We start from the raw sequence: 26,053 nt of genomic DNA, 5'->3' as shown, positions 1-26,053 counted from the left end.
GCGGTTAAAGGGGATTAAGGTCTGAGATGCAAGGCGGTGTAGTTCGGACGCTTACCCATTTTGGTACTGAATTGAGTGAGTAATCCTAAGCGTTTCAGGATCATCATTGAAGGTCTGCCGCCAAGCGACAATAAGTCTTCCTGCCACCACATAGCAGCGCGCTACGCTAACTTTGACGTTCGCACTTCGAGGTAATGTTGATGTCCGAAACTGGCCTACCATGCAATTTCTAATCGACTCAGGGAAGAAACTGATGACTACCGATCCGTTATGTCTAGTCTTTGTGCCGGCTCTGGCGGCAGTGCTGCAAGCCGCCGAGGATAAAAAGGGCCAGCCGCTTACCGAGATTGAGGTGTGTGAAATCCGAGACAGATCCACCTGCATCGCTTTGCCTTTTAGCGCAGCCTTGGCAATGGAAGAAGATCGTGGTTATCCAGACATCGTCGCGGAGGACTGCTGGAATGAATGGCAACGGCTACGCTCCCAGTGATTTGCGCCTGTACCAAAACAACGCAGCCCTTCTGTGATTAGAAAATCGTCCGGTTGTAAGCCGTTGCTTTCTGTCGGCCACAATACGCTGGTAGAAAACTGAGTACCTTCCCTATCTGCCAAAAGTGAGTCAATCCCTTATGAACGAAGGTTGGCAAAACGACGACTATCTCATCGTCTTCACGGAGGATGAGAGCTTTGCTGCCATGAAGGCCTACAGATTTGATCATCATCTGCCGGGGTACACGCTATTAGGTATAAGAGGATGGGACGACTTTATCGTCATCAACTCTTCCGGAGTAATGTTTACCATTCCAACGCTGCCACTCGATGCGTCCTATGCCGTGCCGTTTACCTTTCCCCGGCAGATTTACCTTGACCCGGACGAGCGTTTCGCTGGCAAGATCAAGTGGTATACGAAGCCCTTAGTCTTTGGGGGCGACCCGGCGGACAAAACAAATCTCGCATGGATCACTCACGAGCAACATGCTGAGCTTGTCACCTGGTGGAACGAACAATACAGGAGCGCCAAAACACAGAATTACTGCAATTGCCCATAAAGCCGAAATCGCAACACATCCTCACGTGGCGCACTGAAGACTCACGACTAGCCGACACCCTATTTCTTTTTCCAAAGCTGCTGGGTGCTATCGATGAGTGTCCGCCTCCTCAGCCGGATAAAACTCGCCCTCCTTCCCAATCTTTTTTAGCCGTTCGCGCACAATTTTCTCAACGCTGGCCACGGCGGCTTGATCGTCTGCGCTGACCAACTGCAAGCACAGGCGTCGGACATTCTGATCGTGGGTGCCCTCGCTCATCATCTCGTGAGTGAAGACCTGTTCGCCACGCCATAGGCATAGCTGGGTATAAGTACCGCCTAGCCATATCTCGTTGATTGATCTCAGATCGGTGCTAGCCAGCTGATCCACCGTGATTGTCTTATCCATTGCGCTGTACCTTTACCGTGCTCTAAAAATCTCTACAAATTCAGCTTGCGACCCATTCGATATAGCGCGTCATCTAACCAACTCTCGAATGCACTTTGGGTTGCCGGCAAAAGGAGCTGCCTCTCTTGGAGCAAGCGTTCGGTGCGGTGAGGAATGGAAATGCTCGAAGCTGTGGAAGCTGGTGGCTCCGAAAAGACTTTATTGTCCATGCCAAGCAAAGCTATCTGAAACCAGCCACTCCGACCTTGTGTAACCAGACTAAAAGCAGCAAGCGCGGCGGATCGCGTTTTCGACGGAGAAACGTAATAGGACGAAAACATGTCATTCCGACTTCCTGCATTTCCATTGGAAAGACAGACGGAAACCCACTGCAGACCGTCGTCCTGCATTCGCCACTTGAGTACGTTGGTATCTAGACCCAACGTCTCCGGTTGATCGTGGGGCTTATAGCCGTCTCTAACGGCGCTCAGCCCCTCCTGGCAGACCTTCAAGAAGATCTCGTCCCGCTGAGCATCAGACACTCTCAGCGAACCACCCAGCGCCGGCTGCGGAAGAAATACGAACTCGACAGTAGCGTCGTGACCGTATCCGCTCGATCTGGATTCATTGGGTCGGTGGGCCAGCCTCTGCTCGAATTCCGTTTCGTTAATCGCCGTTTGGTTCTGCCTCAAAAGGCTGAGAGCCTGCACAATTCCATCTGCCAGTTCGTTCGCAGATGAAAATGTCACTCGAAAAAGTCCATCGACGTAATCAGAAACCTCACGCTTAAACGCTTCCTGCTTTTCGTTGGCCGGTATGGTTTCCAAAAAAGCGAGGATGCGTTTGTTTGAAGCTTTAGCGCGTCGGAACTCCTGCTGAGTAACCGACTCACCTGTTTGGGTCTCAAAGCCAAAATCTGCACCCAGCACCAGAACGACTACATCGGCCTGATCCACCTCCAGCATGCACGCGGTTTGCGAGGAGTAAGGTCTGGCGCCAAATTCTTCACTCATTTTTGGCGTGTGCCCTAACAGCATTACCGCTTTTTTTGCAGCTGCGCGATATTCCTCAAAACCTCTTATTACCGAGCTGATAAAAACATTCATGCACCCATCCTCCGATAAAGCTCCTTGGTATGCCCCACATTACACTTTCAGTTCCTATTGTGGAGCAGCATCTTCAGCAGGGCTTACAGGGCCCAGCGCGACTAAAAGCGACATATTTACTATGTAAGGGATCATTTTGGTATCACGTCGTCGTTAAGCTCAGGCTTGCGTAGGCATGCTTTTATGGATGGTTAATGTAAAGTACCCGGCCCAAATCAAGGATGACGTTATGTCTAGTAAGTACCAAACGCGACCATTCGACAACGCTCGAGCGAAAATCCTTTCAATTCATGACGCCACTAGCAGACAGGAAGCAGATCATCTCTCAGGGGCAACGCAAAACTACGTCGAGACCCTGGAGGAATATGAACTTATCTCTAAGGCACAGCGGATGGTTTTGGACGAGGAACTGGCGAACGCTCGGTGCAATTGGGAGATCCAAAATGTCCCGCTGATGAAGCGAATCAAGAGTTACCTCAAGCGGAAATTGGCTACGTGTAAAGCATGGCTTGCTGCCAAAGAGCAAAAATGGAAAACATACTGGCTAAAGTGGGTCGCGGTAATGACTATCCTAGCCCTTATCTTCACGTTTTGTATGGTTCCTTTCTTTGGCACCGCGATTTCATTGAGCTACCTAGTAACAGCGGCGGGGCTATTGCTCGTCGCGTTCAGCCTGCTGGTGAGATTTAAATTTTTGCAAGATCTCGCCACTCTGCTGGGGATAGTGCTGGCTGGCTATTGGTACATACACTCTGTGGGTGGCGCGTTCAACCCTGTCGATGAAGTCTTCCTCATCACGGAACAAAAGGGTGGGTACGTCGCGTTGGTGAAGGTCGTTAAGGACAAAGATAGTCGTAAGCAAGCCTGTTCATTCGATCCAACCAAAGCGCAATTGACTTGCGAAGTGAGAATCGGAAAAAGCAATACAGACCTGCAACCACAACCATAGATGGGAGTTCAACGGATCAATGGTGAGTCCGTAGGTCGATGCGGGAATCCGGATTCTTAAGCGATTGTGCCGGACTTGTAAATCAAATGGGCGAACAGGTCATCCGTATCGGAGATCTATTAGCGTCACTTTCGCCTTGCTGTATTTGAAACCAGACCAAAACAGGCGACTGGCCGACTCGGTGGGAGCCTTGGTCGTGAGCCGCATGTCGTTGGGCGTATAGCCGTGATACCACTGGAGTATCATCATTCTCTATGACCCAGCCGCACCACACTAAAGGACTTCGCCATGCACCAAGTTATCAGCGCTGCTTACTACCGACCTGGATTCGCAAGGAGCGCTTGTGCATGGTTAATGATTGACGGCATTGGAATTGAGCAATGGCTGTCCACTCATCTTGAATGGGCAGACCTCGCAAGCCTTGGTCTTTCTCTGATCTGGCTTATCGACGAAGACGAAGACGCTCTTGCGAACCGTCGCATCATCCCGGCGGAGGATGGAAGCTCCACAATTGTGCCGTTGCTGGTCTGTAGCGATGACATGAATTTTGACTGTATCGTCTTGGTCGCTGAGCAGATAATCGAAGGTGACACAGTACACTGGCGGCGCTTTGGTCGTAGTATTTCGGCCAAACTGGAAGTTGGAATCTCGACAAAATGGATCGCCGAGAGCAAGCCGGTAAGCTTTGCATTGGAGGATTTCCAAAACGCATTGGAGCAGTTCACTCAGTTGTCGAAGACGAAGCCAGACAACCATTGCGATGAACCCTTAAGCCCTCAATAGCCTAGCTTACGTTGCATCATTTTTATCGCTATCTAGCCCACTACCACGTTGAAATGTTGACCACGTAGCCCGAATTCACAGTGACCATACATGCTCCCAGAGGACACCCTGGAGCCGCCATCCTAGTAGAATTCGTCGAGCTGATTACCGCCCACTTTTTGAGATGTTCTATGAGCTCTGAATTAACTGAAGAAGAAATGCGTCATGCTCTATTCGGTACCCCTCAGCCAGCAGAGCAGATATCTGCTCCTCTAGCGCAGGAGCCAGCGGAAGAAGTTGTGCTCGCGAAACCCGTGGTCGCTCCAGCAGCCAAGAAGAAGGTGGCGAAAGCATTTACGCCCAAGCTGCAGGTCACGCTACGGGTTGGAAACGAGTTCGAGGGGAAAATGATCGAGTTGATTCACGAGGCCGATACGTTGAGCTCGTTGCTTGCTGAGCAGGAGGCTGTGAAGGCTGCTAGGAAGAAGTACAAGTACGTGGATGTAGTATGGGTTAACTCGATGTAGACGAGCCACTGGGCCGATGAGCTTTCTATCTCTAACGAGCGCCCCCCCTTAACTCGGTGGCGTCGTCGACGAACAGCCCTTCATTTCTGAGTAAGTCTGGCAAACCAGCATAATTTTGTTTTTAGGCTCAAACCCACGATCAATCATGCAGCGCTGCACTTTCGCAGTGCATCCGATGCTGACAACGCACAGACTTTCAAGAATGACTCCTCGGCGCTTGGTTGAGACGTAGGCATGACAGGAGGGCTGCACCGTGCTCTCTAGGACTTTTAGATAATGAGTGGAAAATGTCAGAAGACAGACTGAAAAAGGGTTCGGAACAAAAAGCGGCTACGTTCATGGGTTGGGGGAAGCTGGGAGCCCTAGCGTTGGCCATTTCAGCCCCCATTTTTTACTTGAACGGAAAGGCTTATCACGAGGGCTATCTCTCCTACTTGAACCTTGACCCGTCCATGTTTCCTCTGCAGGCAACGGAGTATATCGGTGAGACCGCTGTGGCATGGTTCAGGGTCGTTGTAAGTTGGTTTACCTCCGGACTCGACAGATTGGGACGAAATTGGCTGTTGGCGCTTCTAGGCATGGTTGGCCTAAGCCTGATTTTTGGTCTCGTTGATTTCATGACAGACCGTACGGGCTCTGTTAATCAAAGAAATCAGAAGCCTATAAAAGCGAAGAAACGGTCTTTTCTTAAATCCTGGCGAAGGGCAGGACTGTTTCTGTTCGTTGGAAGTTATGGTGTTTTCATCATCCTGTGCTTGATCTCAATGTCACTCGCGATGGTAATTATGCCTTTTAGCGATGCAGGACGAGAAACCGCTAGGGAAGACGTTAAGCAGGGTTTTAGTGATTCCCCCGTCGTGACTCTAAAACTACCCGAATCTGAAGAAGTCACCCAGTTCCGGATCATCCAGTGCTCGGATAAATTCTGCGGGCTTTTTGCTAACGGCAGGGCATATACCGTACCAGTATCAGCCGTTACCTGGGCGGTCTCAGGTATGCCGGGTGTCAAAACTGGGGGTTGATCTAAGCGACGTCCGTTCTTAATAAAATCTAATATCCGCTACTCATGGAACGGCTGAGCAACGCTGCAGCTGCCCTCCATCAACATTACGGTACGTACTCATTCATCGCCGTCTGACGCCCCTGCGAGCGGCTCGACCAATTCTGGGCCCTGATTGCGAACACTACCCACAGCCTTGCTTACCTTGTACCAATGAAAATCGGTAGCAGGCCGGCAGTGTTCCATCGCGATTTCCCGCGCGCGTTCAGGGGAAGTATCTGAGGCGATCCATTCGCGGGCGTGCTCAGGAGCCAAAACCAGCGGTTTCCGATCATGGATATCTACCATCCCTTGATCGCTGGCGGCGGTGATGATGACGAAGCCGTCGCGAGGGTCTGGCTCCAAGCCCTGGTGAACCTCAGCTAACCCAGCGAAGAACATCGGAGCCTGCTCCTTCAGGGTTATGAAGTAAGGCTGCTTCTTCTTTGGATCAGCCGGATCGTTGACCCACTCAAACCACCCGTTTGCCGGTGCAAGTACACGACCGCTTGGCCAGAGCTGATTGAAAAACTTCCCAGTCATGACTGTTTCAACCCTGGCGTTTATCGGGTCAGGACGCTTTCCTTTCGCCCAAAATGGTGACCATCCCCATTTCACCTTATCTACGCTTAATTGGTCGTCCACTGGCCGAATGATCTCCACACGGGTCGAGGGTGCGACGTTGTATCGCTCTACTGGCCAAAGATCGTAGCCGTTGATCACCAACTGCTCTGGCGCGAGCTCCTTCAGGTAGTGATCCATCGATTCGTAGATCGAGTAGCGTCCGCACATGCTGTCACCCGTCGAATAGTGATGCTTATGAGATTGACCACAAGCGAAGCAAATTGTTAACTGTATATACGTACAGTCTACCAATCTAAGGCTTGCATCATGAGCGTCACCATCCTCGGCCCTCTCGCTACTGGCGGTAAAAAGCTGCCCCTTTATTCATCCAGGGTACCGGCGGGCTTCCCCTCCCCTGCGGCTGATCACATCGAAAAGCACATTTCCCTCGATGAGCTATTCGATATCCGCGCGCCGCACGTGTACTTGGTGAGGATTGACGGAGATAGCATGCAGGGCGCCGGAATCTATTCAGGGGATCTGGTGGTTGTTGATCGAAGCATCGATGCGGTCAGTGGCGATATCGTCATCGCCGCGCTGAACTCGGAGCCTTTCTGCAAGCGCTTGCTTCTGCGTGAGAACGCCGTGATCCTCCTGTCCGAAAATCCAAAATATCCAGCAAGGCATGTGATGGAAGGCGACGAGCTTGTGATCTGGGGAGTGGTGAAATACAGCGTCCGCGATCATGACAACACTTGAGCCAGTCTTCGCCCTGATTGACTGCAACTCGTTTTACGCCAGCTGCGAGCGAGTGTTCAGACCCGACCTAGCCAAGATACCCATCGTGGTGCTGTCCAACAACGACGGCTGTGTGATTGCGCGCAGCTACGACGCCAAACCCTTTGTGAAAATGGGCCAGCCGTACTTCCAGATCAAAGACCATCTACGCCGGCATGGAATCGTGGCCTTCAGCAGTAATTACGCGCTCTATGGCGATATGAGTGAGCGCGTCATGACGATCATTGAGTCGATGGTGCCAGCTCTAGAGGTCTACAGCATTGATGAGGCGTTTGCCGATCTAACTGGCCTCCCTGGAGATCTGTCTGCATTCGGACGGCACATGCGATCCACGCTTCTCAAACGCACAGGCATTCCTGTCGGTGTAGGCATCGCACGCACCAAGACGCTGGCCAAGCTCGCCAACCATACCGCCAAAAGGCTGTTGGATATCACCGGTGGTGTGGTGGATCTGTGCGACCCGTTCAAACGGGACTGGACGCTGCGCAACACCGATGTCGGCGAGGTCTGGGGCATCGGCAGGCGCATGAAGGCTCACCTGGAAGCGATGGGAATAAAGACCGCCATGGACTTGGTGAAGGCCGATCCGTGGATGCTTCGTCAGAAATTCAGCGTGGTGATAGAGAAGACTGCTCGCGAGTTGTCCGGTACACCGTGTCTCGAACTAGGTGAAACTGACCCACCCAAGCAAGAGATTTGCTGTAGCAGGATGTTCGGCGCCCGGCTCACCCAGATCGAGCCGATCAAGCAGGCCGTCGCCACCTACACACAACGCGCGGCGGAAAAGCTCAGAGCGCAAAACTCGCTGTGCAAGAAGATCCGCGTGAGTATCAGGACAGGCATGTTCAATCCCGAAGAAGCGAAGTATGCGAACGGCGCCTTGGTGGAATTGCCGTACCCGACCAATGACGTGCGGCTGATGACTAAGGCTGCTACGGAAGCGGTCAATCGCCTCTTCCGACCGGGCTTCAAGTACAGCAAGGCGGAGGTTCTGCTGATGGATCTGCGCCAGCCTGGCGAGTTCACCGGTGATCTGTTCGCGCAGTCCCAGCCTGTGATGGCGGACAAGGTCATGAGCGTTCTGGATGAGATTAATGGCCGCTGGGGAAAGGGAGTCGTACGGTTGGCTAGCGTGCCTGCGGCGCCTGGATGGGCGATGCGTCGAGACCTAATGAGCCAAAGCTACACGACGAAGGTAGATCAGTTGTGGACGGTCAGGGCTACGTGACAGGTACTAAGCCGCCCCGCTCACCACGACTCTTTTTTTAACATTAACTGAGTGCTTGGATGAGTGGAGCAAAAGAAGTACCAGCAGCTAATACGCAATAAACTTACAAAATCCTCAACAAGTCAAGCGTCGCAAGACGGAATGATCCCGCGACTCAATAAGCTCGAACACCCTCGCAAAAAATAGAGGTTCTTAGTTTTTATTTTTGATCACAAATAGTAGCAGAGGGCCTAGCGGCCCCAACGGACGAGCTATTAAACAAAGCCGCAACCACACATACTTTTCCCCCGTTTTGATCTCAGAATCGTGACACCAAAAACAGCCACTGCACGAGCAGGTAAAGCAAAACGCCTAAAACAAAGCCAATACACACTAGCGTTCGAGCCCAGGAAGGCTGGGCCACCGCAGCTTTATTTTGTTCTCAAATAATAGATCTCCGTTTTTGAAAATCGATTTCAATGGTGGCCTTTTGAAATTTGTGTAAATTTATTCTCGTTCAGCTCTGAAACCGTACATCCGCACCAAAGGCCGGATGCAATGATCTTGGGAAAGCGTGTACCCCAAACATTCAGTAAGGAAACTATCGATGAAGCTGTGCAGTCTGCGGGTGAACAATTTTCAATCCTTTGGGCCTGAAGGGGAAGAGGTTACTTTTGAGGACGTGACCTATTTACTAGGCCCTAACGGGGCAGGCAAAACAGCAACGCTTCAAGGCCTCTGTCGGATGTTCGCATTTGAACCAAATCTGCGACGTATCCGCCGCTCTGATTTCCACGTCCCGGCATCTGAGGAAAATCCACCAGAGCAAAGGGAGCTTTCGCTCGAGGCCGACTTCAGCTTTGAAGAAACACAGGACGATGAGGACGCAGATACCGTTCCAGAGTTTTTCAATCAGATGGCCCTACGCACCTTCGACGATGTGCCACGAGTACGCTTTCGTTTAGAAGCGACGATGTACGAGGACGGTGAAATCGAAGAGCGTTTTCTGTTTGTGACAAAGACAGACGATGCAGGCAAACCTACATCAACCGCATCAGTCCCTAAGAGACACCGAGACAAAATCCACCTTCATTACCTTCCCGCACGCCGCGATCCATCTGACCACGTGGCGTATGGCGCCACGGCCCTCCTTGGTAGGCTACTGCGGGCAGCCAACTGGAATAATGATCGCGAAACCGTTGCAGGATTGACGGAGCAAATTACCCAGTGCCTTACAGGCAATAAGTCTGTGCAAGCGTTGAGCGATAGCCTGAGCTCAGCTTGGCAAAAATTGCACAGGGGCGACTTCTTTGCTTCCCCGCGATTGACGTTTCAAAACTCCGAAATAGAGGCTTTGCTCAGGCATTTGTCTGTTTCGTTCAGCCCAGGTCATGGTGAAAATCAGGTGGATTTCGTACGCCTGAGCGATGGACAAAAATCCATGCTGTATCTGTCTCTTGTGTTCTCAGCACTATCGATTGGGAGGGAAGTCAGATCAGGCAAAAACACCTCATTTGACCCCCACAAACTCAAGCCACCAGCGTTCACGATCCTTGCGGTAGAAGAGCCTGAGAATAGTCTCTCACCTCATTACCTAGGCCGTATCGTTAACTCCCTGAAATCCTCTGTAGGTGTTGATGCTCAAGCATTGATCGCAACGCAAGCGCCGTCGATGCTGCGTCGAGTAGAGCCGGAGCACATCCGTTACCTTCGACTTAACAGCAATCGACAAACCCAAGTCACGAAGATCTTGCTGCCGCCCAAACGCAGTGATGCTTACAAATTTGTGAGAGAGGCTGTTCAGGCGTTTCCGGAGGTGTATTTCGCAAGACTGGTCGTTTTAGGTGAAGGCGACAGCGAGGAAATCGTACTGCCCAGAATTCTTCAAGCTAAGGGGGCTCCTGTTGACGAATTTGCAGTAGCCATCGCTCCGCTAGGGGGTCGGCACGTGAACCACTTCTGGAAACTCTTATCGGCAATCGGTACTCCCTACATCACCCTCCTAGATCTCGACACTGGACGCCATCAGGGTGGATGGGGTCGTATAGGTTACATTCGAGACCAACTCGATGCGCATGCACCTAACCTCAACCTTCCACAGGATTGGAGTCGGCATGCCTGGGACGATCCCGAGCGACCTATAAAGTCCCATCACCATTTCAACAATGGCACAGTTAGCTTGTTCGCAGAACTTGAAAAGCGCGACGTATTTTACTCCGCACCCTTGGATTTAGATTTTGCGATGCTAGTTGCCTTTCCTCAGGCATACAGAGCAGAAGCGATTCCAGCTACCGCAAAAAACCACACGTCCGTTCTGGGCGAAAATCATTTCAATCCAGCGCAATATGATGAGGAAGAGCAGAGTTGGTTTGCTGCTTACCACAAGCTTTTCAAACTGAGCAGCAAACCAGCCGCACACCTGGATGCTCTAGGGCGACTTACCGACGAGCAGCTCCTAGCCTCTCTTCCCGAAGCCCTCGACCGACTGGCCGACAGAGTGATTGCAAAGCTGGAGGAGTCGCCTGAATGATCAATCCAGATCGGTGGACTTCCTCCCCAGGGATTCGCCTGGAGAAAAGTGCTTGGGAGGTGATTCGGGAATGCGAAAGATCAGTCGTGCTGACTGCCGGGCCTGGCGCAGGTAAAACTGAAGTTCTCGCTCAACGTGCCGACTTCCTCCTGCGCACCAACAGCTGCCGATACCCTAAAAGGATCCTCGCCGTATCGTTCAAAACAGACGCGAGTCGGAACCTAAAGCAACGTATACATATGCGTTGCGGCATAGAACATGCTTCACGATTCGATAGCGTGACTTTTCACGGTTTTGCAAAGCGAATCATCGATAGATTTCGGCCCGTATTAGTGGACGAAGCGCTAGGCCAAGATTACGTAATCGGCACCGAGTACGTCCCCGGAAAACAAATAACCTTCAACCAGCTGTTACCTTTCGCCTTGAAAATTTTGAAGGACAGTGAGGTTGCCCTCAATGCGATACGCGCAACCTATTCCCATGTGTTTCTCGATGAGTTTCAAGATTGCACTGGCGACCAATACGAACTCATTAAGCTGCTATTCCACGACACCTCTAGTATTCTAACCGCCGTTGGTGATACCAAGCAGACGATCATGGGTTGGGCGGGAGCACTGGATGGAATATTCAAAACCTACGCTGACGATTTCGCTGCCCGCCCTCTTCGACTATTCCTGAACTTCCGCTCTCAACCTCGCTTGCTGCGCATGCAGAACGATGTTATCCGAGAGATTGAAGCTGCCGCTGTGATGCCTGACGATCTCGTGGATGGTGGCGGCGGTGACATACTCACCGGTCACTTCCGAAATTCAGCTGAAGAGGCTGAGGCTCTCACAGAAATCATTCAGCACTGGATAGTTGAGGAGCGCATTCCACCTAACGAAATCGCGATCCTGATGCCTCGCCAGATAGAGGAATATGCTGAAGCGTTGATGGAGCAACTTTCGCGAAACAGCATACCGTTTCGCAATGATCACGAGCTACAGGACTTGCTTAAGGAACCTGCAGTAGGTCTAGTGGTTGACTACCTAACCTGCCTATACGAACCCGGGCAGTCCGAGGCATGGTCGAGGTTGATGTCGCAGCTTGCTCCGTTTGAAGACGACAACAGTAAAAGCAGCGCACCCCAGATATTCGAAGAATTGTTTCGGTCTCACAAAAGACAAGTCGCCGCCGACAGCAAAACCCCCACTCCGTATGTTTCCTGGTGGAAGCTCGTTTTGGAGCTGTTCAAGGGACTGAGCGCATCCGACTTAGCGGCCTTCTCGCCCGACTATCAATCTCGCCAACGCCTAACCGAGGTCGTACACGACGTCCGAAATCGTATCCGAGCTCAACTTACCGATGAGCCGAATCTACTCAAGGTATTGGCGGGGTTGTCCGATAGCGACTCTGTCAGACTCCTGACAATGCACAAGAGTAAAGGATTAGAGTTTCACTCTGTAATCCTCCTAGGAGTTGAAACACAGGCCTTCTGGGGCAAGCTTGCAGAAGAACGATGCGTTTTTTTCGTAGGCGTTTCTAGGGCGAAGCAGAGGCTCGTGCTGACTACCTCTGAGCTACGCCCTCGACCCAAGAGTTCAAAGAAGCGATGGGACGAGCGAAGAACTCAGCACGGCGAATTCGTCAGCCACGTTGCTAAGCATCAAACCTGCTCGCTGCATGCGTGGAAAGGCTAAAACCCTTGGGGGCTATACCGTAATGAATCAACCTAAAGTTCTGCAGGCGAGACGCTCACCTTTTCGTCATAGGCTAGGAGGCACCTAATGTTTTCACCGTTCAACATGGAAGATCTGGCAGCAGGAGCGGTCGAGGCATTCAAACTACTCGGAGATGCTCGTGCAATTGCCGTTTTGGTATCAGGCGAATGCACAGCTGAGTTGATCAACACCGATTTCGGTGTCAATTATTGGCAGCTCATGGTGGCTCTTCCTATCCCCCTGTACTACGCCATGACAGATGTAGAACGCGAAGCTACCAGTAAAGCGATTTATGACGTAGTGACCCCGTTCTACTCAACCCTTCATGACGAGGCCCTAAACGGGGTGACCATTGCCCCACGTATTGGGGAAGCCTCCGAAAATTGGCGAGAAGAAGCTATCCGATATGTGAAAGGTGAAGGTGTCACCAACCAGGGACGAGTACGAAGCGACAATATTGCCTCGAGGGAACATCAGGGACTTCTATTTCGCTCTCAGGCTGAGGTCACTCTGTTCACGGCAATGACACGTGCACAGCTCGCAGTCGCTCCGCTTCCAGTCTTCGTACGGATAGGCAAAGCCTACAATCGTCTCGAGCCCGATTTCGTAGTAGTGTTCAAAGGTCTGACTTTCATTATTGAGGTCGACGGAGATACCTATCATCGCGAATCACCTGCCGATGCTGATAAGCGCTTGGTTCCTTTGACGTGGGAAGGCGTAGAGGTTAGAAGGATACGAGCCTCCGAGCTATCAAGTGACAACGCCGCTAATGTCGTTGTTAAAGATCTGATAGATTTCATGACAAAAAGGAAAGCAGCCCGTTGACTCCACGTGCCGTGAAAGCCGGCAACCTAGCTTCTCGCGACCCAGCTGGTAGACTTTCATCTCAGTACCGCGAGCGCGCCTCGCGCTTGAAGCAACAGGGATGAAACTCACCCAGTAATGGATTCGAAATCTTGGCAAATCGACGCACGGCAAAAACACCAAAATCGTTCAAACGACCAGCCCCTTATGGTCGCCCAAAACTATGGTTCACCAAAGCTTTCGCTGCTCTGGCATCGCTTGGACTTTTCAGTCTGTTAATGACCACAGCCTACAATTTTTTGGTTGGAGACGTGACGCTATCGTTCGTTAAACCACATGGCCGCTATTACGACTTCGACCTAAGAAACGATAGTCCAGCAGATCAAATCGTTAAGCGTTTCAAAGTAGATTATCCACCGCAGAAGCCAATTGCCCACGCTACTCGCACAATTGTCGCAAAAGCTGTCGGCGCAGGAGGGTACGAGCTACCAGGTGGCAACAGTGGCTGGATTCCAGTGACTGAGTTCGACGAACTGAATGGAAGGATTTTACCTGCTGATAAAGTCACCCCGTTTATCATGCCTCCGACGAACAGCAAGAACTACCTACAGTTAGATGCGGCGGTGTTGGACATTACGTTCGAAACAGCGCCTGCAAACGCAACATTGAAAGTTATTGATGACATTTTGAAAGCCCTCAAGCTGCGCAACCAAGCCACGCAGCAGAGGTATCTAGTCATGGATAACCTTTCGATACCCACCCGCGCTCTCAGTGTCGCCGAGGCAGTTAGGCTTGCGTGTAGGGACGATGACTCGCTATCAGACGAATTGTGTCCTGCTCATGGAGGTGGTTGATCGATTCTTGCCTGGGGGGGGTGGCACACGAGCCTCAGACCTACCGTTCGCTCTCTGAGCCTACCACCTTTGCAAGCCACTTATCCCGGTGACACTGGCTACTCGCTGCACTGCTCGAACACACCGTACTCAGGGAATTAAAATGAGCCGAGGCATAGATTTCTTCCAGGGAATGACGAAGACACAACTCAAAGAGATGATCCAAGGGAAGATCGCAGAGGTCGATTTCGGACAAGATTTTGAGTCCTCAATCATCGCCGACCTAATACATCAGAAGCATTACCACTGCGCAGCCCAAGATCTGCGCCCTACTCACTTTCGAAAGCTACCCCGACCGGGAGCCGCTTACGATTTCCAAGGCTACTTTCCGGGTCATGGCTGGCACGCAGTCTCATGGACGCAGTGCATCAACCCTCGAGACGAAATGGATTGGTTGGATCGCGCACTCCGGGATGCTGCGCATCCTATAATTTCTAGCTACAGAGCGATGCACCCTGTATGCGAACGGTGCAAGAACAATCCGTCTACCGAAGTTGACCATGTGTCCCCCGAGTTCAAGGTTATGGTCGCCCAGATCATTCAGACGCTCAGCACTTCCCAGATTGAGGAGATATTTTCCCGCTTTGACTGGCTGGACAAAGAGCCGTTCTCTTTGCCACCAGGACACTATGCTTTACAGCTCCTCCATGATGCTCACCAGACCGCGACTCTCCAAGCGTTGTGCAAACCGTGCCATGTACTCAACGGCAACGAGCGCCGGCGCCGAACAATTTAGATGCTCGCTATATGGCAGAGAAAATACCTCGCGGGATAGTTCTCAGTCTCTAACATTGCTGGCAAACGAGCCCTGTAGAGAGGCTCCGTAGGGTATAATTCATAGACCTAACGGCTACGAATTTGAGGTGGTGTTTACATTCCCCCCAAAATCAGGTTGGGTAGGAAAATGTATTGCCGATAGACCGACGGAATATCACTGCAGAACCCGAGGTGTTGGATGGAGCGTTCGAGAGAGGCGCAAGAACTCTCGCAGGCTCGAACGACCATTACCTCGCTGAAACGTGGCGAGTACATAGCGAGAATTCTCGGTCGTCATTACCCAAAACCTGCCTTCACGCTCGACCTTGACCACGTCAGAAGTTCTGATCAGGTGACCATCGCAAAACCGCCCATACTGGTCTTTCCGCTTGTGGCCAAACACTACACCGATACCTGCGCGCGACCTGATGGAAACGCCACAAAGGTAAGCGGTAACCGGCACATCAAAGCCTTGCTCTTGGGCTTTAATGATACGTTTGAGATCGAAATCTGTATGGCGTTTTCCGTGAAAAGTGACATCAATGGTGTCGAGCATCATTGCGCTCCGGTTGCGGTCTGTATGGAGTTATCCGAAATTGCACACGCAACCAGGCGCGCTGGTATCGTGGGGGATTCTTGGTAAATTTCATGTTGATCGAATCATGCTTGAGAGAAAGACAGGTCTTACGTTCGCCAGCGCTTCGATCTGGAAATCTGGTTGATGCGAGGTGTGGTAAACCTCGCCCTCACCCACCTCTAGGACACAGACCTCAGAGCCAATTCTGTCCTCACCTACGCTTAATCTGGTCAACCGCTCCATCTGCCAACCTCCTGTCTTATTCATCCAAGACGGTGTCACAGCCATGATTTCGGTGATACCTAAATCAGAGCCTTGGCTCACCAAAATTTCTTGAAGCTGGCGCGTGTCGTCAATCATCACCGCACACTCGCTGTGCCCCCCCTGGTGTTCGACGCTAAGGGTCAGGTGGTACCAAGGAGTTCGGAGCAGCCTCGACACTCCACGCCAGTTGGATACGCCCTCGCCGAACATTCCTGGGACACCTATGAGGTCGCTGTCTATGGTTCTGAACATGTGTCGCCTCAAGCTGCTGGAGCACGTCAGTTGCTCAGCAGAACCGGTTGGTAATCAGAAAAGAGAAAATATTGCTTCGATAGAAGATGACTTGCGATGGCCAGGCCCGAGCAATAGGTAGACCGTGTTACGTGTTTCGAATAGGTAGCCTTCTTTGAAAGCGGTGCCCATGCTTGAGCGCACCCAATGACCTGGTTCGAAACGGCGCTGCTCGTCGTGCACAACTTTGTGGGCAAACATAAATATTGGCTGGCAGCCTGCGGCGGTTACTTTGGCTCGCTCTTCGTCGGTGACGACGGCGTCTAAGATTGTCCATTCTTCTACGGCGCAGAGAGGCATCCACTTGTAGCGCTTTCTAGCTGCAGACATCGCGTCTTCGAGGCTAAGTTCTGAGCCAACTAGAGAGGCTCCCGGGTCTCCCAAAAGGCCCGCATCGATCACTCTAACCATGTGCTGCCTCCGAAATCATTTACGAGTAGTACGCCTGCTCAGCAGAGGCTTGCTGGATAGTCCGCATACCGGTCTTCATGCCCAGCGAAACGCTCTCATCTAATTCCCATAAATTGCCAAAACGAGCTTACGGAAGCTTCGCTATGAGCCGTCTTGGTCGCGATATGCGCAATACTACCTCATTTTGGTATTTAACGGAAACCCTACTGTGTGGCTATATCCTGACTTTTGAGTGAGCCATGCAGCTTAGAATCGCACTCGCAGGCGCCATCCGAGCACTGCGTAAGCAGCGTCAACTTCGGCACGAAGACCTTTCTGACGCCTCCGTGAAATCTAAACTCAGCGCCCTCGAGCGAGGCGAAACAAGCATTACTCTTGAGAAGTTCGAGAGCCTTGCTGAGGGCCTTCGAATAAACCCTCTGGCCCTCCTAGCTCTATGTATGTCCCAACAGCAAGACACCCCTTACCCTGTCCTCATGGATGCTGCCCTGAAGCAGCTGCAAGCGTTTGAGAAAGAAGGAGGTCTTGGAATTCTTGCTGAACAGCTCACTGATGGAGGGGTTGCCCCCCGTAAGCCTGGAAAGCCTCAGAACAAGGGAAGCGAAAGCGTCGTTCGCGAGCTTAAGACTGCTGGAATGAATCAATCGCAGATTGCGCGGGAGACGGGGCTGGCTCTATCGACTGTGCATCGATATTGGAAGAGGATTAACGCTACCGAATCTAGAGCTGATTGTTAGAGGACAATGCTGGATTGACGCACGTGCTCTCAAAGGGCTCGGGGCCGTGCGTTGAGATTGAGCTTGGCTTACACGACAACGCGAGGCCGAGCGGAAAGATCGGTTTGCCGCCAAGTGGCTTCGATCACTGGATAACCTTATTTCCGGCTTAATCCATAGCCCCCTGCGCACGAGAACCTCATAAGCGATGGTGCCAGATCCTGATTCAGGATTTACACAAATGCGACATTAATGTCTTTTTCGAAATTATGAAATCTCTGCCCTTGAATTCGTTTTTCAAAATCGGAGATCTATATTTTGAACTCAAAAGAAAAGCAGCGTTGCCTGCACCGGCCCATTTTTCATTTTAGAAATGAGGCTGGTTCGCTGGCCGCCGTTTTTATCTGACCCTTTCGATATGACAGCTTTTTAAGCTCACTCTCAAGCAAATACCATCGCTTATGGTTGCCCCTACGCACCTTGTAACCTGCTCGTTAATTTGGGGCCGTAGGCCCCGGCTCGGCTTGCCAACAAAAGCCAAGTATTTGAGTTTACTTTTTGTGGTTTGTACGAGATTTGGTGTGATCTGAGATCAAGAAAATCCAGCGAATCAGCTAGAGGTATAGTTCCGTCTAACCCGCTCAGGTTCCACCGGGATGCCCTCGGTTTACAGATACGAACATGCCGGCGATGATCCTGGCGTCGAGCAAGGCGTGGTGAGGCAGCTCTTCACCCCCGCTAGTCGGAGAAAGGGTCGTTGCGTCAGTAGGGAAATTACGAACGATTCTGGGCCATCGCCCGTCCTCATATACCAGGTCGCAAAAAAGCTCCCAATCGAACTGAGGGGCATCAGTGACGATCTCGATCTCTTTTTTGAACGACGTCAGAAATCTGAGCAGCGACATCCTGGCTTCAATAATGGGCAACGCGTAGCTCCCACCCCACAGCTGTGGAAGCACGGTTTCCTTTACGAAATCACTGCAGTCTTCTTCTTGCCAAGCATCGAGCAATTCCACGTAAAATTCGTGCCCATCCTCAGCGACTAACGCCAGTGATATCAGCTTCGCTGCCGCCGAGAGCTCGGTAAACTCGCAATCAAGAAAGACCATCATGTTGCTGGAACTCCGTTATGACTAGGCCTCGCCTGGATATGGTGCAGGAAGGTCAGCTGTGGGAAATGGCTCTCAAGCATTTTGGCTCAGACGGGCTCCTCAAGGTAATCATAGAAATGTGGAGTCACGCTGCTGCTCCGCCCAAGCCAGTCGTGGAATACCTGTCCACCAAACAGGTGAGTCAAGAAATCCTGAATATACTGAAAATTGCCCAAGAGCGAGTCGGTGCATTGGTTGCTGATCGGATAAGCGTTTTCGGACGATTGAGCTATGAAGCTACACCGTTGAGTTAGCTGAAATGACTCGAAAAGGATTTCTGGGGCACTGTATTAGGCCAATGTGCTAGCAACGAGCCCTTACCGACTGACCGCTCTAAATTGATAGCGAAGTGGCGAGTACGAAGCGGCTGGAAAATCTGGATTAAAATTACGCCCTACCAGACTTACTGGCATAAACACTACTTGAAAGCAGAAGGACGATTTTCACAAGGGTTAATATCAAGGCGGGGCATCGCCAGTCTTTGAAAATCATCGAGCGCCTGAGGTTGCTAGACCTGGGGCGACCTGTTGATGCTGAACACTTGGTGCTCAACGCCCCACGCCCCGGCGTCATTGTAATGTACGACTCCGGGCACTCCCAAGGAAACGTGAGGGCTAAACTTTGCAGAGTTGTCTACGTAAAGTATCAAGCTTCAAAAGCTCGTCATAAGTAGCGATGATATCGAATAATCCCCACAACCCGGGCGACGGTTGCTGTTCAGTTTCCTGCCCAGGTGGGACTGTGATCAAGACTTGACTACACTCGCCCAAAACGTTGTCAAGTACCCTACAAACCATCGTTAAAGCGTCACGAAGGCTTTCAGTTTCGCTACGAAGCTTATCCGTTTCTTCTGGCGAATTAGGAAGAACACCAGAATCGATATTTCTGATTGTGAGTTTCAACTGGTCTATTTGGCCATTCAAACTCGCATTGCGGATCTTCAGCGCTTCGAAATCCGAAGTAGTAACGACAGGAGTTTCCTCTGCAGACTCCTCTATCTTGCCGCTCCGATCTAGATAAAGACGATAGTCGGAATTCCTAAGCAGCGTGACATGGCTAACGGGCTTAAAGCCTTTGACCTTAGTCTTTTCAGGCAACGACTCGAAATCTCGGTATTCAAACTCTTTCACAATTTTAGCAACGTCGATTGCCAAATTTGTGATGTTCGGATACGTAGCTTTAGACAGAATATCAAGCGCACTACGAATATGTCTAATGCGTAATGCCTTGTGCTCTGCTCTATAATTATCAAACGGATCGAGTCGCTGAACCAATGCTATGCTCCCATTTCTGCTAACCCCATGTTAGCAGAAAGTGATAAAGCGGGCCTAGCTACCATGCTAACATTGGCGCTGTCGTGACTGATTTTCATAACGTCCCGGACGCTGAGCATGCCCGTCGTCATCATGCTGGAAATCTGTGACGCCAACTGATGACTCGCAGGTTTGTTACTCGGCTTCAGTAGCTCATCATACTTGCCTTGGTTTACAAGCATCCTCATCCTCATTTGGGCGAACTGCGCATCAAGCCGAGGACTGGAAAGATCCGGAAAGTTCTGAACATCGACCAAGCGCTTCAGGACGTGGTCGGATTCTGAGATCTCGACTTTCTGGAAGTGAGCCATCAGTCCATCCTTCTCTCGGAGAAAAAAACTATTTGCCTCTCCGGTTTGCGCCATCAGATACAGTTGCTGCTCAATAGCCTCCAGGGCGTAAGCTTCCAAAGCATGGTGGTCATACTCAACATACAAATTTTCCAAAATTTGCGGATTGCGAGCGCTTGGCTTGAGAGCTCGATACTCTTGAATTTTGTCAAGCACGACCTTCATCATCTCTTTTGCTTTATCTTTTTCTGCACTCACAGCCTGTAAGTGATCGATACCACGGATGGCATAAGGGCACAACGCGCATTGACGGTGCCCACCGATTTTGGAGACTACTTCCTTCGGACAACGATTATCGAACGGGCAAATATGGCAGTTATTGAACGCGAGCTTGGTGTATAGTCTTGCGCGCAGTGTCTCAAGCCCGTTCTTGTCAGCCGCTACACCCGCGAGGCTGATCAAGCCGTGAGTTTTAATAGCCTGCACTGGATCTTTTTCAATAGACGTCATCAATTTAGCATGAAGCTTGAGGACGGTCTCAGCAAGTTCAGGAGCATCACCCCGCTCAATACTCTGCATGTTTTTCATCATGTAATCAGCGAGCAACTGTTGGTGATCAGACAAGTTGTCGCCATCAAAAATTGCGTAATACCAGACAAGCGCCTCACTCTGACCTGTCAAATATTGACCGATGATCGAAGGCGGTAGGAGCCTGATCGCGTCAGATACGAACCCCGCGCGCAATGCATGGGGGGTGTGTGGGCTGACCAGATCATTGACGGCAAGCTCTCTGAGGAAATATGGCGAATAGTCGAGAAAAGGAACAGGCGAACCACCTTCAGACTTGACGAAAACCAAGTCCTCCCCAGAGGCGTCCTGCATCTGAACGCGAATGAAATGCTGCAGAATCAACATGTAAACACGAAACTGCCGAGAGTTGTTCCAATCAGAGTCGGTATTTCCTTGCCCCCTGAACAGGGGTTTGTATCGACCAAATTTGGATCCTTCAACCATGCCATACCACAAGTCCTGCTTGTAACTAGGCGAAGTGCACGCATCATACCACTTGCGTTGCCTGTCCATGATCTCGATTGCGCGCATAGCAACAATCGCCGTCCACTCCCCATGCGATTTATCTGAGCTGACAAACATGGGTTGGAATGGGAGCGAGCGATACCGATCTACTCCACGATCATACTTATCTTTGTCCAGCCAAATCAGATGCTGCTGGCGAATCCCAGTGTGACACATCAGCTGCGTCAATCTGACTTCATTGGGAGAAATACGTCTAACTACTTCACCCCTAATCTCGATATCGACAATCTTATAAAAACGGGGGAGAAATTTGAAAGTCAGTATTTTATTCTCATGATAAAAGATCGGAGTATAATTCAAAAGACTCTGATTGACCTCATCGATACCCTTAACATTGCGACCGATCAATCCCGCCCAAGCATGACTATGAGTGAGCTCGGCCGTGGAGGGCTGATAAAGCTCACCACCCAAAACTCCATAGTTGACATCTTGCTCTAACTGGCCATCGTAATATGGCATACAGTTAATGTGATCGATCAAATACTCAAGACTGTCAAGCATGCTGATAAATGTGGAAAAATAAGGTCTTGGAACCGGAATTTTGTCAGTGCCAGACCTTTTTGAAACAGCTGGATAGCACGCGCTCGTAAAATTATTTTTAAACTTATCGGCACCTGGCAACACCATATTATTGTCTTCGACATAATCACAAAAGCGATCAACGATGCCTACTCGAGCGTAAAGAGTATCGCTACCCCACCCTTTTACACGAGAAAACTCATTAACATAACCAATAAACGTTCTTGGCGGCTCCTTTTCATATAGGATTATACCGTCAAGAAAAACTGACTCTCGGGTAAAAAAAAGGGTGCAATTGAAGTCATTCAAATTCTTAGGATAGTCTAAGAGATCACCATCCCGTTGGAGGAAGAAATTAGGCAGGTAGCACATGACATAACTCATGAGCAAGCCGAGTACAAACTCATGATTGGTAGAGTTTTGGAGCCTCATCGAGTGCATGAACGATTTGTAAAAACCGTTTACCATCGAGGAAAATACTTTCACAGGATAACGCGAGGACTCATAAAAAAGCGAATCTTCGCCCTCCCCTCCAATGTAGAAAATTTTCTTAAACATGTGGGACGGAAAATATGTACTAAAATCCTCTGCGAAATTCATCTCTCGCACACCGGATGCAATCTCTTGCGCTGCCGCATAAGACTTTTCATACGCGCTTTCAGCTTTCTTTTCTACTTTTCCAACCCGGATCCGCCCTCTATAGACCCGCGCAGGCTTGTTCTCGCGCTTTTCAAGCTGGTATTGGTTGATAACATCCTCAACCATCTGTTTCTTTTCCGCACTCTGAGACGAGAGTGTGAGAAGAAAGTCATTGACGTAGTACCTGCGCAATGGCAACTGTCCTGATCCATTAGCAGCTGAAAACAGGCTATTGGCATCGGATTGCGAGAGATCCTCAATGGCGTAGGCAGTGGTGCTCAACAGAAGTCTCAACCAGAAGTTTACGCGACTGCTCCCACTATCAAACTCTTCTCTCTTGAAAAGACTTTTGATCTTGGATTCAGGGTGCACACCGCGAATCAACGTCAGATTTTCTACATTCAACTTCTCACAAAGCGTATCAAATACTTCTGGCATATGGGCGATAGTCTGCATCCCGAGAGGAGCAACAAAAACTTTCCGTGCCCATAGCGTAATAAAAACCAAGCGAAACAACTGAGAAATTGAACCTTCGTAGGCGGCTGAGAGCCCCGAAAGCCTAGGATCAATTTCGCTCCAGCGCACTTTATTATTGCGGAACGTTGCCTCTAATGTCAGCTGAACCTCACTCACGCCCCACCCTTCAAAGGTCAGAGCACGCCTAAAAACAGACTCGACCCGATCTGCAGCACTATCGGGCTGTGCGCCATAGTATTTTTTATAAAGGGTTCGAACTGTCGCAACAGCCTTAACGAAGTGCGGAGCAACCTCATTTTCTTCCACGAGCCAAATCGCGTTGACAGGGTGCAAATTAATCATTATTTACTGTCGCTATGCAGTGAGAGTTTGAGTTGCTTGAGTTCATTCTCGAGATGCTGAATCTGAACGTGTGTCACGCTGTAGTTAGCCGTTGACATGCGAAGCATATTGATAGCCGCGAATGTTGCCTCAAGCATTTTTATATCTTTACGTGCGTATCGCTCAGTTGCCTTGATGGTTTTATGCCCCATGAAGACTTGCACAGTTTTCAAATCCAGTCCGAATCTGTTATGACCAACCGGATTAGGGCAATGGTTCACCAGGTAGTACGCGTACATATGACGGAGCGAATGAAAGCCGTAGCTCATGCCGGTAATTTTCTGCGCAGCTGAACGGAATCGCTCGTAAACGGCCTGATAAGACGTGGGCATGGGGCCTCCGTCACGAAGATTACGAAATAAAAATCTGTGCGCTACCGGACGGTGCCTACTCGCTTCTAGAGCACGCTGTTCTTGGTCATACAACCCTAAGTAATACCAGAACATTGAAGCAAAGGGCTGGATCAAAAACGTATCAGGCTTAACCCGCCCCTTATGGTCAAGCTTTTTGAGCTGATGCTCAGGGATGTAATGAATCAAAACATCTAGACGCGTGTCAGGATCAACGATAAATACCTTATTATTTTTCGGATTATCGGTATCGATATGAATGTCGTCCCACAATACTGTAAGCGCTTCCGAAATCCGGCAGCCGGATGCTGCTAGCAAGCTCCACAGCACCTTGTCGCGCAGACACTTAGCGCTTTCAATAAAATCCCTACACTTGTCAATTGGAAAGGTTTTTTCATCCCCTCCAAATTCATCAGTGCGCGACACTGTCGAGGGCTTAGATACTGGGCTCAGGTGTTTCTGTTTGATCCGTTTTGCGCCCCCTGCGATGCAGCCCGCCATCCAGCTGTTCGCCCTGATCGCAGCCCTGACATTCCGAGGCGCCTCCATGTACCTGGTTGTAGTGAGCGGCATCATCGAGATAGCCATTTCAGAGACGTACCCGCTGTCCTGCATCTGCAGCAATGCTTCCCTCATCGCCTCACTAGCGGTAATGAAATTATTTACACCCGCAAAATGCACTGCAATAGAAGCGCCACCCAGTTCTCTGCTACCAAGCACCCTCGCAGCCTCTCTGGCTACGGATGATGTGCTATAAATACCGCTGACCAGGTAGCTCTCATAGCTATCTAATGCCTCTCGCAACTGCAATGCAGTAAGGCCACCGCATTGAATACCTACTTGATGAATATAGTTCAGCATTTCACGCACCGCGTAGCAGTATGTACGTGTGGTTTTGAACGCTTTAGCTCTAGCAAGCTGATAAGCCCACTCATCGAAGAACTCTGTCATCGTGTGATCAGGGCAAATCATTCGGAACGTAAGAGTTCCATTACGTGTCGTCTCAAACAGCTCGACATGGTTCATACGTAAAGGGACGACCGCGTTCAAATGATCATGTCCTTGTTTGAAACGCCGACATGTAACTGAAGCCTTTCAGTTGATTTCGAATTCACTATACCATCCTGTTTAATCACGTTTTTTCTAAGCTTTAGACCAGGCACTAACAATCGACAGCGTATTTTTTCGCTGGATGGCGACCATAAGCGTGTCACACCCTCGAGAAAGGGCGGATAATTAACGTTGGTATCAACCGTGGAGTCAGGGCCGAAAGATCCTGAACATACAAACTAGCATCGTGATTTTTATCGGCCTGACTGACAGTTAATAAAGCCCACTAACTGTCTCAGGCAAATACATTCTCTTCAGATTTGCAATCCTTCTGTGCAGTTTCAGCGATAACTGACGCTAAAGTGGCACGCATCCTGACACACAAAAAACAGCTGATCAACAAGGTGCAATAATTTTTATTGCACCTTAGAGTATGCTCGTAGCATACCGATTCTAGATCGGCCGCATTGGTACCTGATATCCGATATCGACCCCCGCCGCTGTACCCCAAAGCAGTCGCCACAGAATGGCGGCCAAGGAGCTACCACGCTGTGACAGCGCCAATTAAAGATACAACCTGATGAATGATCGCGCCCCGCGTGCTCTCCCACTGTTGAAAGGGCTCGAAAGGCTTGAGAGCGTCGGACATCACCACCCTCACCTGACACTCACGACCTTAAGAGCATTCCCCAGGCGCAAGAGCTTTACAGGTGAACGCGGGGCAAGGCGTCAAGACGACCAGAACGCCGAGACGCTGAAGAAGATGGGGAGCTATGGGGCTACCTGAATCTTTCAGCATTGAGTAAGCAAGCCAGCTTTCGATCACCATGGCCAAGGGTGAGCTATAGACTCGGAGGGTTCGCAGCACAGACCTTCCCGGCCCGGTGAGGTATCACGTTCGCACAAAGTGGCACCCACCTATAAACGATTAGCTTGCGAATGCCCGATGAGAGATCTCAGACATCCGCTGACTGAGCAGCTTTTATGAATTCCTAAGGCTTAGGATGAGGACGCGCGCACATCGGAGGCGCCACCCGTCACCGCTGTGCGCAAGGAATGTAGGGGGAGCGGATATCAGAGAGACGTCGGTAAGCTGCAATTGCCAGGATCTTTCTCTCTGAGAACGGATCACACGTCATAAGGCGCATCTAGGTTGTTGCGCCTTTATGAATGTGTCGCAAGGGAGAGAAGCTCCTTACGAAAGATCGGTGCAAAAAGGCATAAAAAAAGGGCCTAGGATTAACCTAAGCCCTTGATTTTGTTGAGTTCGCGGCGGGAAACCAGGGATTCGAACCCTGGGAACGCTATTAACGTTCGCCGGTTTTCAAGACCGGTGCATTCAACCACTCTGCCAATTTCCCGTGTATTCCGATGACGCGATGAAGCGGTACTGCAAGGTGCAACTGGAGATAGCCTTAGATAAGAACCCTGGGAACGCTATTAACGTTCGCCGGTTTTCAAGACCGGTGCATTCAACCA

General features: G+C 50.5%; 24 protein-coding genes and 1 tRNA gene. 14 read left to right on the top strand and 11 right to left on the bottom strand.

What is annotated here, in order from left to right; all coding sequences use genetic code 11:
* Positions 1–253: 253 nt before the first annotated feature.
* Entirely contained in the window at positions 254–490 is a 237-nt protein-coding gene (locus NUV89_RS09360; protein WP_094774137.1) for a hypothetical protein, read from the top strand.
* A gap of 139 nt (positions 491–629) precedes the next feature.
* Positions 630–1,049, top strand: coding sequence for a hypothetical protein (locus NUV89_RS09355; RefSeq protein ID WP_257781053.1), 420 nt, complete (start codon positions 630–632; stop codon positions 1,047–1,049).
* A gap of 87 nt (positions 1,050–1,136) precedes the next feature.
* Here the strand turns inward: NUV89_RS09355 and NUV89_RS09350 are convergent, their stop codons facing one another.
* Together NUV89_RS09350 and NUV89_RS09345 are read right to left on the bottom strand one after the other, a co-directional pair.
* The gene (locus NUV89_RS09350) at positions 1,137–1,436 is read right to left on the bottom strand and encodes a hypothetical protein (RefSeq protein WP_257781052.1); all 300 of its coding nucleotides are present in this window, start codon (positions 1,434–1,436) and stop codon (positions 1,137–1,139) included.
* 32 nt (positions 1,437–1,468) lie between these two features.
* A complete protein-coding gene (locus NUV89_RS09345; RefSeq protein WP_257781051.1) occupies positions 1,469–2,521 on the bottom strand; it encodes a DUF4062 domain-containing protein in 1,053 nt (350 codons plus the stop codon).
* A 229-nt stretch (positions 2,522–2,750) separates the two neighbouring features.
* On the opposite strand from NUV89_RS09345, the gene NUV89_RS09340 reads away from it, so the two are divergent.
* From NUV89_RS09340 to NUV89_RS09325, 4 genes are all read left to right on the top strand, one after another.
* Positions 2,751–3,470, top strand: a complete 720-nt coding sequence (locus NUV89_RS09340; RefSeq protein ID WP_257781050.1) for a hypothetical protein — start codon at positions 2,751–2,753, stop codon at positions 3,468–3,470.
* A gap of 288 nt (positions 3,471–3,758) precedes the next feature.
* On the top strand, positions 3,759–4,253 hold the full coding sequence (locus tag NUV89_RS09335) for a hypothetical protein (RefSeq protein ID WP_257781049.1): 495 nt from the start codon (positions 3,759–3,761) through the stop codon (positions 4,251–4,253).
* Positions 4,254–4,423: 170 nt separating this feature from the next.
* Complete coding sequence (locus tag NUV89_RS09330) at positions 4,424–4,759, top strand: hypothetical protein (RefSeq protein ID WP_257781048.1); 336 nt, start codon at positions 4,424–4,426, stop codon at positions 4,757–4,759.
* A gap of 287 nt (positions 4,760–5,046) precedes the next feature.
* Positions 5,047–5,781 (top strand): hypothetical protein, encoded by a 735-nt coding sequence (locus NUV89_RS09325; RefSeq protein WP_257781047.1) that lies wholly within the window; start codon positions 5,047–5,049, stop codon positions 5,779–5,781.
* Positions 5,782–5,879: 98 nt separating this feature from the next.
* Here NUV89_RS09325 and NUV89_RS09320 read toward each other — a convergent pair whose 3' ends face one another.
* Positions 5,880–6,590, bottom strand: coding sequence for an SOS response-associated peptidase family protein (locus tag NUV89_RS09320; protein ID WP_257781046.1), 711 nt, complete (start codon positions 6,588–6,590; stop codon positions 5,880–5,882).
* Positions 6,591–6,689: 99 nt separating this feature from the next.
* Between NUV89_RS09320 and NUV89_RS09315 the strand changes: the two genes are divergently transcribed.
* The 6 genes from NUV89_RS09315 to NUV89_RS09290 all read left to right on the top strand — a co-directional run bounded on the left by NUV89_RS09315 (position 6,690) and on the right by NUV89_RS09290 (position 14,255).
* Positions 6,690–7,121, top strand: a complete 432-nt coding sequence (locus tag NUV89_RS09315) for a LexA family transcriptional regulator (protein WP_257781045.1) — start codon at positions 6,690–6,692, stop codon at positions 7,119–7,121.
* Positions 7,108–8,388, top strand: coding sequence for a translesion error-prone DNA polymerase V subunit UmuC (gene umuC / locus NUV89_RS09310; RefSeq protein WP_257781044.1), 1,281 nt, complete (start codon positions 7,108–7,110; stop codon positions 8,386–8,388). The genes NUV89_RS09315 and umuC overlap by 14 nt, the downstream gene beginning before the upstream one ends.
* A gap of 586 nt (positions 8,389–8,974) precedes the next feature.
* Positions 8,975–10,897: an ATP-dependent endonuclease gene (locus NUV89_RS09305; protein ID WP_222993519.1), complete on the top strand. Its 1,923-nt coding sequence runs from the start codon at positions 8,975–8,977 to the stop codon at positions 10,895–10,897.
* Positions 10,894–12,576 (top strand): UvrD-helicase domain-containing protein, encoded by a 1,683-nt coding sequence (locus NUV89_RS09300; protein ID WP_222993521.1) that lies wholly within the window; start codon positions 10,894–10,896, stop codon positions 12,574–12,576. Before NUV89_RS09305 ends, NUV89_RS09300 begins: the two co-directional genes overlap by 4 nt.
* Before the next feature lie 87 nt (positions 12,577–12,663).
* On the top strand, positions 12,664–13,422 hold the full coding sequence (locus NUV89_RS09295) for a hypothetical protein (RefSeq protein WP_042560309.1): 759 nt from the start codon (positions 12,664–12,666) through the stop codon (positions 13,420–13,422).
* A gap of 131 nt (positions 13,423–13,553) precedes the next feature.
* Positions 13,554–14,255: a hypothetical protein gene (locus tag NUV89_RS09290; RefSeq protein WP_257781043.1), complete on the top strand. Its 702-nt coding sequence runs from the start codon at positions 13,554–13,556 to the stop codon at positions 14,253–14,255.
* Positions 14,256–15,225: 970 nt separating this feature from the next.
* Here NUV89_RS09290 and NUV89_RS09285 read toward each other — a convergent pair.
* The 3 genes from NUV89_RS09285 to NUV89_RS09275 all read right to left on the bottom strand — a co-directional run bounded on the left by NUV89_RS09285 (position 15,226) and on the right by NUV89_RS09275 (position 16,593).
* Positions 15,226–15,606 (bottom strand): hypothetical protein, encoded by a 381-nt coding sequence (locus NUV89_RS09285; RefSeq protein ID WP_222993525.1) that lies wholly within the window; start codon positions 15,604–15,606, stop codon positions 15,226–15,228.
* Between the two features lie 90 nt (positions 15,607–15,696).
* Complete coding sequence (locus NUV89_RS09280; RefSeq protein ID WP_238587189.1) at positions 15,697–15,987, bottom strand: hypothetical protein; 291 nt, start codon at positions 15,985–15,987, stop codon at positions 15,697–15,699.
* Between the two features lie 210 nt (positions 15,988–16,197).
* Positions 16,198–16,593: a hypothetical protein gene (locus NUV89_RS09275; RefSeq protein WP_198581004.1), complete on the bottom strand. Its 396-nt coding sequence runs from the start codon at positions 16,591–16,593 to the stop codon at positions 16,198–16,200.
* 239 nt (positions 16,594–16,832) lie between these two features.
* On the opposite strand from NUV89_RS09275, the gene NUV89_RS29915 reads away from it, so the two are divergent.
* Entirely contained in the window at positions 16,833–17,330 is a 498-nt protein-coding gene (locus NUV89_RS29915) for a transcriptional regulator (protein WP_181643154.1), read from the top strand.
* Positions 17,331–17,950: 620 nt separating this feature from the next.
* Here the strand turns inward: NUV89_RS29915 and NUV89_RS09270 are convergent.
* On the bottom strand, positions 17,951–18,421 hold the full coding sequence (locus NUV89_RS09270; RefSeq protein ID WP_222993528.1) for a 3'-5' exoribonuclease: 471 nt from the start codon (positions 18,419–18,421) through the stop codon (positions 17,951–17,953).
* A gap of 17 nt (positions 18,422–18,438) precedes the next feature.
* On the opposite strand from NUV89_RS09270, the gene NUV89_RS09265 reads away from it, so the two are divergent.
* On the top strand, positions 18,439–18,714 hold the full coding sequence (locus NUV89_RS09265) for a hypothetical protein (protein WP_257781042.1): 276 nt from the start codon (positions 18,439–18,441) through the stop codon (positions 18,712–18,714).
* A gap of 360 nt (positions 18,715–19,074) precedes the next feature.
* Here the strand turns inward: NUV89_RS09265 and NUV89_RS09260 are convergent, their stop codons facing one another.
* The 4 genes from NUV89_RS09260 to NUV89_RS09245 form a co-directional block, all read right to left on the bottom strand.
* Positions 19,075–19,734, bottom strand: coding sequence for a hypothetical protein (locus NUV89_RS09260; protein WP_064055422.1), 660 nt, complete (start codon positions 19,732–19,734; stop codon positions 19,075–19,077).
* 2 nt (positions 19,735–19,736) lie between these two features.
* Positions 19,737–23,135 carry a hypothetical protein gene (locus NUV89_RS09255; RefSeq protein ID WP_257781041.1) on the bottom strand — a complete coding sequence of 1,133 codons (3,399 nt, stop codon included), beginning with the start codon at positions 23,133–23,135 and terminating at the stop codon, positions 19,737–19,739.
* Entirely contained in the window at positions 23,135–24,574 is a 1,440-nt protein-coding gene (locus tag NUV89_RS09250) for a site-specific integrase (RefSeq protein ID WP_257781040.1), read from the bottom strand. Before NUV89_RS09250 ends, NUV89_RS09255 begins: the two co-directional genes overlap by 1 nt.
* A gap of 1,273 nt (positions 24,575–25,847) precedes the next feature.
* Positions 25,848–25,935, bottom strand: a tRNA-Ser gene (locus tag NUV89_RS09245).
* Positions 25,936–26,053: the final 118 nt, after the last annotated feature.

It is taken from the genome of Pseudomonas sp. 18.1.10, from assembly GCF_024655625.1.
GTDB lineage: Bacteria > Pseudomonadota > Gammaproteobacteria > Pseudomonadales > Pseudomonadaceae > Aquipseudomonas.
This window is presented reverse-complemented; position numbering and strand designations above follow the sequence as displayed.

What these genes read in the sequence shown, in the direction of transcription:
- NUV89_RS09325 (WP_257781047.1), top strand. Translation starts at nt 5,047, where the DNA reads ATGTCAGAAGACAGACTGAAAAAGGGTTCGGAACAAAAAGCGGCTACG.
- NUV89_RS09300 (WP_222993521.1), top strand. Translation starts at nt 10,894, where the DNA reads ATGATCAATCCAGATCGGTGGACTTCCTCCCCAGGGATTCGCCTGGAG.
- NUV89_RS09295 (WP_042560309.1), top strand. Translation starts at nt 12,664, where the DNA reads ATGTTTTCACCGTTCAACATGGAAGATCTGGCAGCAGGAGCGGTCGAG.
- NUV89_RS09285 (WP_222993525.1), bottom strand. Translation starts at nt 15,606, where the DNA reads ATGCTCGACACCATTGATGTCACTTTTCACGGAAAACGCCATACAGAT.
- umuC (WP_257781044.1), top strand. Translation starts at nt 7,108, where the DNA reads ATGACAACACTTGAGCCAGTCTTCGCCCTGATTGACTGCAACTCGTTT.
- NUV89_RS09305 (WP_222993519.1), top strand. Translation starts at nt 8,975, where the DNA reads ATGAAGCTGTGCAGTCTGCGGGTGAACAATTTTCAATCCTTTGGGCCT.
- NUV89_RS09255 (WP_257781041.1), bottom strand. Translation starts at nt 23,135, where the DNA reads ATGATTAATTTGCACCCTGTCAACGCGATTTGGCTCGTGGAAGAAAAT.
- NUV89_RS09270 (WP_222993528.1), bottom strand. Translation starts at nt 18,421, where the DNA reads ATGATGGTCTTTCTTGATTGCGAGTTTACCGAGCTCTCGGCGGCAGCG.
- NUV89_RS09350 (WP_257781052.1), bottom strand. Translation starts at nt 1,436, where the DNA reads ATGGATAAGACAATCACGGTGGATCAGCTGGCTAGCACCGATCTGAGA.
- NUV89_RS09315 (WP_257781045.1), top strand. Translation starts at nt 6,690, where the DNA reads ATGAGCGTCACCATCCTCGGCCCTCTCGCTACTGGCGGTAAAAAGCTG.
- NUV89_RS09330 (WP_257781048.1), top strand. Translation starts at nt 4,424, where the DNA reads ATGAGCTCTGAATTAACTGAAGAAGAAATGCGTCATGCTCTATTCGGT.
- NUV89_RS09265 (WP_257781042.1), top strand. Translation starts at nt 18,439, where the DNA reads ATGACTAGGCCTCGCCTGGATATGGTGCAGGAAGGTCAGCTGTGGGAA.
- NUV89_RS09345 (WP_257781051.1), bottom strand. Translation starts at nt 2,521, where the DNA reads ATGAATGTTTTTATCAGCTCGGTAATAAGAGGTTTTGAGGAATATCGC.
- NUV89_RS29915 (WP_181643154.1), top strand. Translation starts at nt 16,833, where the DNA reads ATGCAGCTTAGAATCGCACTCGCAGGCGCCATCCGAGCACTGCGTAAG.
- NUV89_RS09360 (WP_094774137.1), top strand. Translation starts at nt 254, where the DNA reads ATGACTACCGATCCGTTATGTCTAGTCTTTGTGCCGGCTCTGGCGGCA.
- NUV89_RS09335 (WP_257781049.1), top strand. Translation starts at nt 3,759, where the DNA reads ATGCACCAAGTTATCAGCGCTGCTTACTACCGACCTGGATTCGCAAGG.
- NUV89_RS09320 (WP_257781046.1), bottom strand. Translation starts at nt 6,590, where the DNA reads ATGTGCGGACGCTACTCGATCTACGAATCGATGGATCACTACCTGAAG.
- NUV89_RS09355 (WP_257781053.1), top strand. Translation starts at nt 630, where the DNA reads ATGAACGAAGGTTGGCAAAACGACGACTATCTCATCGTCTTCACGGAG.
- NUV89_RS09340 (WP_257781050.1), top strand. Translation starts at nt 2,751, where the DNA reads ATGTCTAGTAAGTACCAAACGCGACCATTCGACAACGCTCGAGCGAAA.
- NUV89_RS09275 (WP_198581004.1), bottom strand. Translation starts at nt 16,593, where the DNA reads ATGGTTAGAGTGATCGATGCGGGCCTTTTGGGAGACCCGGGAGCCTCT.
- NUV89_RS09280 (WP_238587189.1), bottom strand. Translation starts at nt 15,987, where the DNA reads ATGATTGACGACACGCGCCAGCTTCAAGAAATTTTGGTGAGCCAAGGC.